The organism is Paenarthrobacter sp. 4246 (genome assembly GCF_040546855.1).
Taxonomy (GTDB): Bacteria; Actinomycetota; Actinomycetes; order Actinomycetales; family Micrococcaceae; genus Arthrobacter.
The window spans coordinates 144606-157506 of the sequence record NZ_JBEPOP010000004.1; the positions used below are offsets into that span (position 1 = coordinate 144606).

Annotated in this window: 12 protein-coding genes; 5 read left to right on the top strand and 7 right to left on the bottom strand. The window is 62.3% G+C overall.

Going from position 1 to position 12901, the window contains the following annotated elements; genetic code table 11:
- Positions 1-23: 23 nt before the first annotated feature.
- The 6 genes from ABIE35_RS08550 to ABIE35_RS08575 all read right to left on the bottom strand — a co-directional run bounded on the left by ABIE35_RS08550 (position 24) and on the right by ABIE35_RS08575 (position 7460).
- Positions 24-923, bottom strand: coding sequence for an ATP-binding cassette domain-containing protein (locus tag ABIE35_RS08550; protein WP_354514063.1), 900 nt, complete (start codon positions 921-923; stop codon positions 24-26).
- The gene (locus tag ABIE35_RS08555; RefSeq protein WP_354514065.1) at positions 920-2821 is read right to left on the bottom strand and encodes a dipeptide/oligopeptide/nickel ABC transporter permease/ATP-binding protein; all 1902 of its coding nucleotides are present in this window, start codon (positions 2819-2821) and stop codon (positions 920-922) included. Before ABIE35_RS08555 ends, ABIE35_RS08550 begins: the two co-directional genes overlap by 4 nt.
- Entirely contained in the window at positions 2818-3759 is a 942-nt protein-coding gene (locus ABIE35_RS08560; protein WP_026542293.1) for an ABC transporter permease, read from the bottom strand. The genes ABIE35_RS08555 and ABIE35_RS08560 overlap by 4 nt, the downstream gene beginning before the upstream one ends.
- A gap of 6 nt (positions 3760-3765) precedes the next feature.
- Positions 3766-5304 (bottom strand): ABC transporter substrate-binding protein, encoded by a 1539-nt coding sequence (locus tag ABIE35_RS08565; RefSeq protein ID WP_354514067.1) that lies wholly within the window; start codon positions 5302-5304, stop codon positions 3766-3768.
- Between the two features lie 246 nt (positions 5305-5550).
- The gene (locus ABIE35_RS08570; RefSeq protein WP_354514068.1) at positions 5551-6558 is read right to left on the bottom strand and encodes a Gfo/Idh/MocA family protein; all 1008 of its coding nucleotides are present in this window, start codon (positions 6556-6558) and stop codon (positions 5551-5553) included.
- A gap of 56 nt (positions 6559-6614) precedes the next feature.
- On the bottom strand, positions 6615-7460 hold the full coding sequence (locus ABIE35_RS08575; RefSeq protein WP_354514070.1) for a sugar phosphate isomerase/epimerase family protein: 846 nt from the start codon (positions 7458-7460) through the stop codon (positions 6615-6617).
- A gap of 202 nt (positions 7461-7662) precedes the next feature.
- On the opposite strand from ABIE35_RS08575, the gene ABIE35_RS08580 reads away from it, so the two are divergent.
- From ABIE35_RS08580 to ABIE35_RS08600, 5 genes are all read left to right on the top strand, one after another.
- Positions 7663-8682, top strand: a complete 1020-nt coding sequence (locus ABIE35_RS08580; RefSeq protein WP_354514072.1) for a LacI family DNA-binding transcriptional regulator — start codon at positions 7663-7665, stop codon at positions 8680-8682.
- Between the two features lie 58 nt (positions 8683-8740).
- Positions 8741-9562, top strand: a complete 822-nt coding sequence (gene nadE / locus ABIE35_RS08585) for an NAD(+) synthase (RefSeq protein ID WP_354514074.1) — start codon at positions 8741-8743, stop codon at positions 9560-9562.
- A gap of 282 nt (positions 9563-9844) precedes the next feature.
- Entirely contained in the window at positions 9845-10495 is a 651-nt protein-coding gene (locus ABIE35_RS08590) for a PadR family transcriptional regulator (protein WP_354514076.1), read from the top strand.
- A 77-nt stretch (positions 10496-10572) separates the two neighbouring features.
- Positions 10573-11331: a MerR family transcriptional regulator gene (locus ABIE35_RS08595; protein WP_354514078.1), complete on the top strand. Its 759-nt coding sequence runs from the start codon at positions 10573-10575 to the stop codon at positions 11329-11331.
- A 44-nt stretch (positions 11332-11375) separates the two neighbouring features.
- Positions 11376-11969, top strand: a complete 594-nt coding sequence (locus ABIE35_RS08600; protein WP_354514079.1) for a TetR/AcrR family transcriptional regulator — start codon at positions 11376-11378, stop codon at positions 11967-11969.
- Positions 11970-12011: 42 nt separating this feature from the next.
- Here ABIE35_RS08600 and ABIE35_RS08605 read toward each other — a convergent pair whose 3' ends face one another.
- Positions 12012-12803 carry an NAD-dependent epimerase/dehydratase family protein gene (locus ABIE35_RS08605; protein ID WP_354514080.1) on the bottom strand — a complete coding sequence of 264 codons (792 nt, stop codon included), beginning with the start codon at positions 12801-12803 and terminating at the stop codon, positions 12012-12014.
- Between the last annotated feature and the right edge of the window lie 98 nt (positions 12804-12901).

Consider the following 12901-nt stretch of genomic DNA (forward strand, 5'->3'; position numbering starts at 1 on the left):
TGTGTGATGGGGCGCAGGGCTGTTCAGGCCACGGCACCTTGCTGTTCTATTTGGCTGTGTTGGTTCGCGAGCAAGCGGTGCCGGTCTGCCCGGCGTTGTTCCTGCCGGTCAGGATCAGGCACGGGCGAGGCGAGCAAAAGCCGCTGCGTGTAGGGGTGTTCGGGATCGCGGGTGACCACCTCTGCGGGGCCTTGCTCCACGATTTCGCCGTGGTACATGACGGCGACGCGGTGGCTGATATGCCGGACGACGTCGAGGTCGTGGGACACGAACAGGTACGAGACCCCTGTGTCCTTCTGGATTTGCAGGAAGAGATCCAGCACGCGGGCCTGCGTGGACAGGTCCAGCGCGCTGACCGGCTCGTCGCAAACGATGAGTTTGGGTGAGAGCGCCAAAGCCCGGGCGATCGCAACGCGCTGGCGCTGGCCACCGCTGAACTCGCGGGGAAGGCGGTGAATGGCGTCGGTTGGCAGCCCCACTTGGTCCAGCAGTTCCTTGACGCGCTTCTTGGCCGCTGCAGGCTCCATCCCTTGCACGCCCAGTGGTTCGGCCAGGATGTCGCCGATTTCCAGCGCCGGGTTAAGTGAAGTGTAGGGGTCCTGGAACACCACTTGGAGGTCGCGGCTCAGCGTGCGGCGTTCCTTGCGGGACGCATGGCTGATGTCGTTGCCTTCGAAGATCACTTTTCCGGAGGTGACCGGCGCGAGCCCCAGGACGGCGCGGCCGAGGGTGGTCTTACCCGAGCCGGACTCCCCCACCAGTCCCAGGGTCTCCCCTTGGCCGATGGTGATGTTGATGTCCGTCAGGGCCCGGAAAGGCTTGGCCCGGAACCGCTTGCTGGGGTATTCCACCACCAGGTTTTCTACCGACAGGAGCGGGGACTTATCCGATGAGTCCGGCTGCTGGCTAAGGGAAGTGCTCATGCCACCGGCTCCTTCTGTGCTGATCCGGACTGTGCTGCAGATCCAGGCTTCGATACAAGCATGGTCATGGGGGTCTTTCCTTCGAGCATGGACCCCAACAGGGTCTGCGTGTACGGCTCCTTCGGGTTCCGGAGGATCTCACGGACGGTGCCTTCTTCCACCAGCCGCCCGTTCTGCATCACGGCCACGCGGTCGCACAGATCGGCAACAACTCCGAAGTTGTGGGTCACCAGGATCACGCCGATGTTCAGACGCTGCTGAAGTTCGCGCAGCAGGTCCAGCACGTCCGCCTGGACGGTGACATCCAGCGCCGTGGTGGGTTCGTCAGCGATCACCAGGTCCGGTTCGCAGCTGATGGCGCCGGCGATGAGCACACGCTGTGCCATGCCGCCGGAAACCTCGTGGGGGTAAGCGTTGAAGGTTCGTTCCGGGTTGGCAATGCCGACGTCGGCGAGCAGCTTGAGTGCACGCTGGCGGGCTTCTGCTTTGGAGATTCCGAGGACCCGGACCATGGGCGTCACCAGCTGGTAGCCGATGGTGAAAGCCGGGTCCAGGTTGCTCATGGGTTCCTGCGGAATGTAGGAGATCCGCTTGCCGCGCAGCTTGGACAGCCGCTCCTGGTTGACGCGGTCATCACCGGGAGCCACCGTGTACTTGCCGTCGAACTGGATGGAACCGCCCACAATCCGTGCGTTGTCGGGGAGCAGGCCCAGGATGGAGAACGCGGTCTGGGACTTGCCCGATCCCGATTCGCCAACGATGCCGAGGATTTCGCCACGGTCAACGTGGAACGAGACGTCGTCCACTACCTTTTTGATGGAGCCATCAGCCTGCGGATAGCCGACGCCGAGGTTGGTTACTTTGACCAGGTGGTGCTCGGTTCCGACGTCGACGGCGGCCACAGACTTCCGTGACTGCCGCGCCTTGGCGGGGTCCGTCGTCGTGCTTTCTGCTGGAGCAACCGCACGCTTCTTGCGATGCTTGATCTTTTCGCCGTCTTCCAAGGCGTCGCGGATGGCGTTGCCCAGGAGGACAAGACCGCCGATGGTGAGTGCCATGGCCAGTGCCGGCCAGAGCAGCAGGGTGGGCGTGAGGTAGACGTTCTTGAAGCCCTCGGAGAGCATGACGCCCCACGTTGCCTTGGTGGGATCGCCCAGGCCCAGGAATTCGAGTCCGGACTGGATGGCGATGGCCACGCCGGCGATGGCCGCGGTCTGGATGATGATCGGTGCGCGGACTACCGAGAAGATGTGGCGGGCGATGATGCTGAGGTCAGACAAGCCGGAGACCCGGGCGGCGTCCACGTAGAGCTCGTTCCGGACCGACTGCACGGCGGTGCGGGTGAGCCGGAAGTAGGCCGGGCTGATCAGGACACCGAAAGCGATCATGGAGATCCATACAGAAGGGCCGAACGCTGCGCGGATGGTGAGGAGGACGATCAGGCCGGGCAGGCTCATGAGGATGCTGACTACCCAGTTGGAGACCGCTTCGAATTTGCCCCCGTAGTACCCGGCGATCAGGCCCGCCGGGAGTCCGATGGCAATGGCCACGCCGGCACACAGCAACGCGGACAACAAGGTCAGCTGGGCGCCGAAGAGCAGCCGGCTCCACGTATCGCGTCCTGCACTGTCAGTGCCCATGATGTTGACTGAGTCCGGGGCCGCCAACGTTTTGGAGATGTTGGCGAAGTTCTCTTCGAAAGGCGCTATCACCGGGGCGAGGATGGCCAGCGCAGCGATGGTCAGCAGGATCACCAGCGAGGCGATGCCCATAGGGTTCTTCAGGAGGCGCCGCAGGACGGTGGAACGGACCACCGTGCCGCTCTGGCCGGCCTCGGGCTTCGCTGCGAGGCCCATGGAGTCTGCCGATACTGCTGCTGAATCTACGGAATCGCTCATGACACACGTACTTTCGGGTTGAGCCAGCCATTGAGGATGTCCACCAGGAGGTTCACGACGATGACCACCACCACGGTGTACATCACCACTCCCATGACGACGGGAAGATCGGTTTGGGTGGTGGCGGCGACGGCCAGCGGACCCATGCCCGGGAGGGCGAAGATCTGCTCGATGATCACTACACCGCCCAGCATGCCGATCAGTTGCAGGCTCAAGACGGTGAGGCCTGCCGGTGCGGCGCTGCGCAGCACATGCTTGAAGAGAATTTCACGTTCTCCGATGCCGCGGCTGCGCAGCGTCCTGACGTAATCACGCTCGAGCTGCTTGATCACGGCGGATCGAATCTGCTGCGCGCCACCGGTCACGCCGTTGATCAGCAGTGCAATGACCGGAAGGGTCATGGAGTAGACCCAGGCTTCCGGGCCCACCTCCGGGGAAATGGTGCTGGTGGCGGGGAAGAAGCCGAGCTGGATGGCCAGGATGGTTACCAGGAACACGCCGATCACGTAGCCGGGGATGGAGTCCCCCACGATCGCGCCAATCTGGACCACCCTGTCCACCCAGCCGCGCTTGACGGCTGCGGCAACGCCGATCAGTGCTGCGCAGATGGCGATCAGGATCATTGCGGTGAAGACCATGGTCATGGTCACCGGGATACGGGTAGCAAGCGAGTTGGCCACCGGCTCCGAGGTGAACCAGGAGGCTCCAAGGTTGCCGGTCAGGGCATCGCCCAACCAGGCGAAGTAACGGACAAAGAGCGGTTGGTCGAGTCCCAGTTCCTGTTCTTTCAGGGCCACCTGTTCAGGTGTTGCCTGATCCCCCAGGATGTTCTGGGCAATGCTTCCGCTGGAGGTGTAGAGCAGGGTGAAGGTGAGGACCGAGACGACGAACAACACCACCAGACCGCTGCCCAGTCTTTTCGCAATGAACTTGATCATGGGGTCCTACTTGGCGGGCGAGTAGTTGTAGATGGACGGAACGGCCTGCTGGACCTGCGGCGTGACGTTCACTTTGTCGTTGTGGTAGTACATCTGGTTCACGCGGAACAGCGGGGCGAACCAAGCCTGTTCCACCACATATTTGTTGACGTCCTGGGCCAGCTTGCCGGCATCCGTACCACCGGTGCGCACGGCCGCGATCTTGGCCTCAAGCTCAGGGGTGGTGGTCTTGAACGGGTTGTAGAGGGCTTTGGTGGAGACGATCTGGTCGATTGCCACTGTCGGCTGACCCTGGAAGAGGTTGTAGAAGAGTGCCGGATACTTCTGGGCGGCAACATCCGAGGTGAAGGTGTTGGTGATGGCCGCGCCCGGGGTGAGGGTGATGCCCACATCAGCGAGCTGCTGCTTGAGGACGGAGATCAGGGTTTCCGCGCCGGGAAGGGTGGGAACTTCGAAGCTGACCTTGCCCTCGAAGCCGGACTCCTTCAGGAGCTGCTTGGCTTTCTCGGGATCGTAGCTGTAGTAGTTCTCCAGCTCCTCAGACCAGGCACCGCTGTCCTTACCGAACGGCTGCGTGGTGGGAGTGCCCTGGCCCAGCATGACCTGGTCCAGGATGGTTTTGCGGTCAAAGGCGTGGTTGATGGCCTGGCGGACCTTGAGGTTGGCCAAGGCCGGATTCTTGGTGCCATCACGGTCCAGCAGGAGCAATCCGGACCAGTCAACCTGGTTGGTTTCGAGCTTCATCTTGGCGCCCTCGGCCTGCTTGCCGTTCTTGGGGTCCAGCAGGGTGGCGTCAATCTGGCCGGAGACCAGTGCGTTGGTGCGGGCGGTGGGGTCCAGGAGGATTTTCAGCGTAAGCTTCTTGAACTTCTGGAGGTCCTTGTTCCAGTAGCCTTCGCGGGCAGTGAACACGGACTGGGAGTCCTTCACGGACGCGGCCTTGTCCATCACGTACGGGCCGGAACCTACCGGAACAGTCTTGATGGCATCGGTTCCCAGTGCGGCGGGGCTTCCCATCAGGCCAGCAGCCTGGCTGAGGAAGTACTCAAGGGCCGGTTCCGGTGCGCTGAGGTTGATGTCAATGGTGTCAGCATCCACCACGGCAATGTCGGATACGGAGGCAAGCTGGCCCATCTGCGGGCCATTGGCCTTCTTGAAGTGGTCCATGTTGGCTTTGGCTGCCGTAGCGTCGAACTTGGCACCGTCACTGAAGGTGACGTCCGTGCGGAGGTCGACGGTGAGCTTGGTGTTGGTGTCGTTGTACTTCCAGGCGGTGGCCAGCATCGGGCTGAGCTTGCCGTCCGGTTCGCGGAGAATCAGTGAATCGTAGGCTGCTTGATAGGGCTGGAGCGCGTGGCCCACGTGGGCCTGTGCCGGATCCCAGGAGGTGAGGTCCCTCAGGGTGCCCAACGTCAGGGCCGTGACGGTCTTGCTGCCGGCAGTCGAACCAGTTCCAGCTCCGGCACCTCCGCCGCCACATGCGGTAAGCGCCAGGGAGGCGCTGAGGACGATGGCGGCTGCTGCCGCCTTGGGACCTAACTTCATTGTCGGCTCCTACTGAGTCTTTGCCTGATGCGAGTCAGAGCTTGGGGCGTGTGGCCTGCGCCACACATTTCTTGGGTGTGAGATTTACAGTACGGACTTTGTTCGATCTTGGCAACCGATTGTCAAAAGTTTCTTAGATTGTTGCCAAGCGCCGCGATGAGACATCTGGAGACACGGACCCGTCACGCGAAAACAGCCGGAATCCCTGAGGTTTCCGGCCCTTCGCCCAACGGTTGCAAGGATGGTTCAGCCCACCCGATCGAGCATGTCCGGGTAGCTTTGCGCGTAAATATCCTTGATGATCCCCAGGGACTTGCCCGCCTCGGCAGGGTTGATCCAGAAAGGTCCGGGATCAACCAACTTGGCGTAGAAATCAGTGATAAGCAGCTGATGGGAAACACCCCAGTAGGACCTTCCCCCGGTTTTCGCCACCCGCTCCTGGACGACGTCGACGGTCCCATCGGCATATGTCACCGTGAGATCGCCCCGCAGGCTGAGAATCGCCTTCTCGGTGACGATGTCCAGCGTCACGGGAGCATTGACGGCATTGGCCAGGGTTGCGTAGAAAACGCTGCGGGCGCCATTGACATGCTCGGCAACAAACTCTGCAGTGTCTTCCACCTCGATCACGCCACCCAACGAACGGGTGGACGCGTGGCCCTCCACTTTGGCGACATCACCCACCAGCCACTGCAGCAGGTCCACCGTGTGGATGGCCTGGTTCATCATCAGGCCGCCTCCACCCTCCGCCCAGGTTCCACGCCATGGACGGCTTTCGTAATAGCCGCCGTCCCGATGCCACATGACGGTTGCCGAGGCGCCGATCACCTGACCCAACGTGCCGCCGTCGAGCAGTTCATGCATCGCTTGCGACGTCGCGTTGTACCGGTTCTGGAAGCAGATGCCGATCTTTGCCGTACTCCGCTCCGCCACCTCAATCAGGCGTTGTCCCTCTTCTAACGTGTGGGCCAGCGGTTTCTCGACGATCACATTGACGCCCTGCTCAAGGCAGTCAGCCGCCACGGAGGCATGAAGGTGGTGCGGCGTACAAACATGCACGACGTCGGGACGCACCTTCTGGAGCATGTCCAGGTAGTCCGCGTAGCCGGGGACGCCGTGGGCGACTGCCGCCGCCTCCAACCTTTCCGGGTTGGTATCGCAAACTGCCACCAGCTCCGCGCCCCCTACCGCAGATAGTGCCTCAAAATGAACGGTTGAAATGTCGCCACAACCGATGACTGCCGCTGTTGGCATGTCCTGCTCCTTCGAAGGATGATGCTGCCGGATGGTAATGCTGGTGCCTGCAGGGATCAGGCGAGTGTGACGCCGTTTTTGCTTGCGAGGCCGGCGAAGGCCCTGGCTGCGATGCCGAAAGCCACAGGGCCGGAGTAGCCGCCCATTTCATGGGCGCTGGCAAGGTGTGGCTCCAGCGACGCGAAGCCCTTGTACCCGTCGGCGGCCAGTGCAGCGATGGTGGCATCCAGCTCGCCGTCGCCTTCGCCGGAAGGAACCACCTCGCCAGTAGTGGCGATCGCATCCTTCACCTGCAGGTACTCAAGGTACGGGCGCAGTAAGGCGTAGCCCTCGGTGAATGGCTTGACGCCTACCTGGACGAAGTTGGCGTTGTCCCAAGCGACGCGCAGCGCCGGGGAGTTCACCGTTTCCATGATGTCCAGGACACGCTCGGGGGTGTCGCCGTAGATGCCCTTCTCATTTTCGTGAAGCAGAATCACGTCATTGGCGGCTGCCTCAGAAGCCAAGGCCGTCATGCGCTCCATCACGGCATCCCGAATCTCTTCCTGGCCCTGCGCCTCGCCCCGGTAGAAGGAGAAAATCCGCACGTACTTGGTGTCCAGGGCTTTCGCTACCGAGATGATCTGGCGGAGCCGTCCGAGCTCATGCTCAACCGGCAGGCTGACATCCACCTTGCCGATGGGGCTGGCTACAGCCGAGACCTTGAGGCCCTTGTCGTCGAGGATCGCCTTTAGTCGCTGGACAGCTTCCGGCTCCAGCTCGGACACGTTGATGCCCCAGGCGCTGCGGACTTCAAGGTGGCTGGCGCCGAGGGCCAGCAGCACGGCGGCTTGGATGGCGGGATCTGGATCTACTTCGTCGCCGAAACCGGACAGGCTCCACACGGCATGGGGGTGGGTCACGAATTCTCCTAGGTAACCCTGCGACGCCACCGGCCGGAGCGCGGTGACGCAGTTCACAGGAGTGTCTTTGTCCTCACGAGTTTAGCCACGTTGGCACGATTTTGACAACCGATTGCCATGCGCTGCCATAGTGTGGCATTCTTGACCCACGGTGTGGCAGTGGTCACAGCCGGATGATTTTGTCGTTCAGAGAGGAACGCCCATGGCGACGCAACCCATGGCAACAGGCCGGCCTGCCACCATCCACGACATCGCTGCGCTGTGCGGCGTAGCGGCGTCCACGGTTTCGAGGGCCCTTGCCAATCCTGAGCGCGTCAATATCCGCACCCGCGAGCGGATCCAAGCTGCCGCCGTCGAGCTTAATTACACGCCCAACTCGCAGGCGAAAGCCCTGAGCTCAGGGAAGACCGGCGCTGTTGGCGTCTTGGTTCCGGACATCACCAACCCGTTCTACTTCGACCTCATCCGAGGCACCCAGCTGCAGCTCAAGGCCGCTGGCTACACGCAGTTGCTGGTGGATACCGAAGAGTCGGACGAGGTGGAGGCCAGCACGCTGGAGCAGCTGCGCAAGAGCGCCGACGGCGTGATTGTGGCAGCGTCCCGCCTCAACGACGACGCACTTGCCGCTGCCGCCGCCCTGATGCCCATGGTCACCGTAAACCGCGACGTCGACGGCGTCCCCGCAGTCATCATCGATACCCCCTCAGCCATGCCGCAGGCCCTGGACCACCTGATTTCATGGGGCCACACGTCCGTTGCCTACGTTTCCGGTCCCGCCGTTTCGCAGTCCAGTGCGCGGCGCTGGGCCGCACTGTCGGCAGCCGCGGAGGAACGCGGAGTTGAAGTCCGCCGACTTGGTCCCTTCGCACCCAAAACCCAATCCGGCGCAGCTGCAGCGGATGCAGCAGTCCACAGCGGAGTCACCGCGTGCATCGTCTTCAATGACCTCATCGCCATCGGCATGTTGCAACGACTCCGTGAACGGGGCCTCCGGGTGCCTGAAGACATGAGCATCGTGGGTTGTGACGACATCTTTGGCGCAGATTTCTGCAACCCTCCCCTGACCACCATGAGCTCGCCGATCGAGCAGGCGGGCCGGGTGGCCGTATCCATGCTGCTTGCCCAGTTGAATCCGCTCGCCGGCGGCGGGAACCGGAATCGCTCCGTCATGCCCACCCATCTCACAGTCCGCGGCTCAACGGGTCCGGTTCCTTCCGCTTAGCCCGAATCGCGGCGCAATATGGTTGAGCCTGCGTGACCGGGCTGGCTAGTGTTGGACCATGCGCGAACTCCAGGAAAAGATCATTGAAGAAATGGGCGTCCAGCCCCGGATCAACCCTGCAGAGGAGGTCCGCAAGCGCGTCGATTTCCTGAAGGATTACCTGAAGGCGACGCACACCAAGGGATTCGTTCTTGGAATCTCCGGCGGCATAGATTCCTCGCTTGCCGGCCGCTTGGCCCAACTGGCCGTTGAGGAGCTTGAAGCGGAGGGTGTAGAAGCGAACTTCGTCGCCGTCCGACTCCCCTACGGCATCCAGCATGACGAAGACGACGCGCAGGCGGCCCTCGACTTCATCAAAGCCAAGACCGAGTGGACCTACAACATCTCCCAAGCCGTGGACGGCTTCGAGGACGAATTCGAAAAGACCACAGGCGCCCCGATCTCCGATTTCCACAAGGGCAATACCAAAGCCCGCGCACGCATGATCGCCCAATACGCACTGGCCGGTGAACACAACTACCTGGTGGTCGGCACGGACCATGGCGCCGAGTCAGTGACGGGCTTCTTCACGAAGTTTGGCGACGGCGGCGCGGACATCCTTCCGCTGTTCGGCCTGAACAAGCGGCAGAACCGCACTCTCCTGGCCGAACTGGGCGCCCCTTCACGGGTCTGGGAGAAGGTTCCCACCGCCGACCTCCTGGATAACAAGCCAGGCCGCACCGACGAGGACGAGCTCGGCATCACCTACGACCAGATCGATGACTACCTCGAAGGCCGCGACATCCCCCTGGACGCCGCGGAACTAATCGAACAGAAGTATCTCCGCACGCGCCACAAGAGAACAGTTCCGGTCACGATCTTTGATACGTGGTGGAAATAGGGCTTTAGAACCAGCCACGACGGCGGGTGCCGGCTTCCGTACGGAAGTCCGCACCCGCCGTCGCGCGTTAACCGACCCTCTCTCACCTCCCCCGCCCTTCCCGCCGGCCCTCTCTCACCTCCCGCGCCCTTCCCGCCGCCCCTCTCTCACCTCCCGCGCCCTTCCCACCGGCCCTCTCTCACCTCCCGATTCACCTCTTGACGTCGCGATAGTCACCGATATATCGTTAACTATCGCCGATACTTCTTCGGTGAACCATTCAACCGAAAGGACGATGCTGTTATGAAAGGCATCAACGAACACGACAACTCATTCCCTGAGCACGACCACGGACATCCCGACCACGGACACGGCCGGGGCCGCTTTAACCGAGGCAAGGGCCGACGCGGACCGGGCGGACACGGAGGGGGCGGATTTGGTCCGGGCTTCGGGCCGGGCGGTTTCGGCCCCGGCTTTGGGCCCGGATTCGGACCAAGGGGCTTCGGTCCTGGCGGCTCACGCCGAGCAAACCGTGGTGACGTCCGGGCAGCGATTCTCTCGCTCTTGGCGGAGGCTCCTTCCAATGGCTATGGCCTCATCAAGACCATCGCGGAGAAGACATCCGGCGCATGGCGTCCCAGCCCCGGCTCCGTCTACCCGACGCTGCAGCAGTTGGTGGACGAAGAACTGATCGTCGCCGTCGGCGAGGGTCGGCGCACCGAGTTCACCCTCACGGATGACGGCAAGGCCTACGTGGCCGAGCACGAGGAAGAACTGGCCAACGCCTGGAATACGGAGGCCGATGGAACCGGCGCCGCATTCCACCAAAGCGTCGGCAAGCTCATGGGCGTCGTCCACCAGTTCCGCTCGGCCGCAACCGATGAACAGCGCCAGGCAGCCATTGAGAAGCTGGATGAAACCCGCCGCGCCCTCTACCTGATCCTGGCCGACTAAGTGCTGGTCACCGCCCCCTTGACCTTGACGTAACGTCAACCCCTACTGTCGAAGAACAAGCACAGGACGGAGGACGTATGGACTGGTCAATTCAAGAAATCGCCAAGATCGCAGGGACAACCAGCCGCACGCTGCGTCACTACGACGACATCGGGCTGCTGAAACCAAGCCGGACCGGCCATAACGGCTACCGCTACTATGACGGTCCGGCATTGGTTCAGCTCCAGCGCATCCTCCTGCTCCGCGAATTGGGGCTTGGCCTCCCGGCCATCGCCGAAGTTCTCGATCGCGAGACGGACACCGTCAAAGCGTTGAGCAGCCATCTGGAATGGCTCGCGCAGGAGCAGGACAGGCTGACCCGGCAGATCGCATCCGTCCGGCAGACCATCGACACAATGAAAGGGGATGGAAAGTACATGGCACAGAACATGTTTGATGGCTTCGACCACACTCAGTACAAGGACGAGGTGGAGGAGCGCTGGGGCAAGGATGCCTACGCCGCCAGCGATGCGTGGTGGCGCGGAATGAGCGCCGACGAAAAGCAGCAGTGGAAAGACCGCTCACAAAAGCTGGGCACGGACTGGATAACCGCCGCCGAATCAGGCCTAGCACCGGACAGCGCCGAAGCGCAGGATCTGGCGCGGCGCCACGTCCAGTGGCTGACCGGAATTCCAGGAACCCCGACGGCGGCACCTGGCGGAGACGTGAAGGGTTACGTCACGGGACTCGGCGAAATGTACGTTGCTGATCCGCGATTCGCGGCAAACTACGGCGGAGAATCAGGGGCGACGTTCGTCAGGGATGCCCTGCGGGTTTACGCAGAAATGAACCTGTAGAGGGTCAGGATGCGCTGACCGAGGTTTCCCAATAGTCTGGCCGAATGGGTACAAGCACCGTAAAGTCCGGCGAACAGGTTGACAGGCAGAAACGCATTCTCGACGCAGCCCTGGAACTACTGTCCCGCCACGGAATTTCGGGCATCAATATGCGCGCCGTGGCGCGTGAAGCCGGCGTCGCGCTGGGGCTCGTGAACTACTACTACGAAGACAAGTCAAGCCTGATCCGTGCGGTGCTCCACCAGATTGAAGAGCACGACCTCCTGCTGGTGGAACCCAAAGCTACGTCAACCCCGGACGAACAACTCCGCGAGTCTCTTCGTCGCGTTGCGGACCCAGGGCTGCTGACCACGCCTTACCTGTCCCTCCGCCTCCATTTGTGGGCTCTCGCCCAGGCACATGAGGACTTTGCACAGATCAATGCCGCAGCTTTTGACAGGTATCTCCAAGGGCTTGCGGCGTTGATCGGGAATGCCATTTCCGGGTTGTCTCCTGAAGAATGCAGGGAGCGGGCGGCCGACATTGTTGTTGTGCAGAACGGCATGTGGCTCACCACCCTGTTGGGCATCGACAAGGCCGCCATTGAGCGAGGCATTGCCCGCACAGAAGAGATCGCCTTCGCACAGTCGCGGCACTAGTGCGGGTTTTCGCCGCGACCGCTGCCAGCTGAAGACACCCCGCTACAGGGACATCCTGTCGACGGAATACTGTTTACTCGCGTAAATCCCGCCTTGAGGCAAGGTTGGATCATAATCCTCCGCCGCTCCCCATCGGGCTGCGTCATCCTCAGGAAAGAACCCGATGGCGTCTCCCGCCGTCAGGTCCCACCACCGGACTGCGTTCGCGGAGACAGCGTAAAAGACGGCGACATGTTCTGTGGTCGTCATCGCGGCGAGGAATGCCCGAACCGCATCTGACGGGCTAAGCCAGGTCCGCTGTTCGCGGGCGGAACCTGGCCGATCTTCGTAGCTGCCGATTCGCACGGCGATGGTACTGATGCCAAATTTGTCCGCGTAGAGCCGGCACAGGGCTTCTCCCGCTACTTTCGAAACGCCGTAGAAGCCGTCGGGACGGGGTGGCATGTCCGATGAAACCGGATCGCCTGCGGAGTACATACCCGTCAAACGGTTGCTGCTGGCGTAGACCACCCGGGGTACCCCGGCACGACGGGCAGCCTCAAGAACGTGATAGGTGCCAACGATGTTCACCTCAGCCAAGTCATGGAAATCCGCCTCATCGGGAATTCCCCCGAGGTGGATCACGCCATCCGCGTTTCCGAACAGCTCCACCAATGAGCTCAGGTCACCGAGGTCCGCCGTCACCACCACATCTTGCGGGCCCACCGGCGACATCGAGCGAATATCGGTGGACACCAGCTCAACCTGCATCTTTACGAGGGCCGCCCGCAAGGCAGATCCAATCGTCCCTGCCGCACCTGTAACTACCCAGCGACTCCCCGCAACATCAACCATCCTCCAACCGTACTGCGCCCCCCCCCCGGCTGGAGGCCTCCGGCTCCAGTTGCTGAGGTGTCGGACAGACGACGACGGCGGCAGCACCCGCCGTCGTC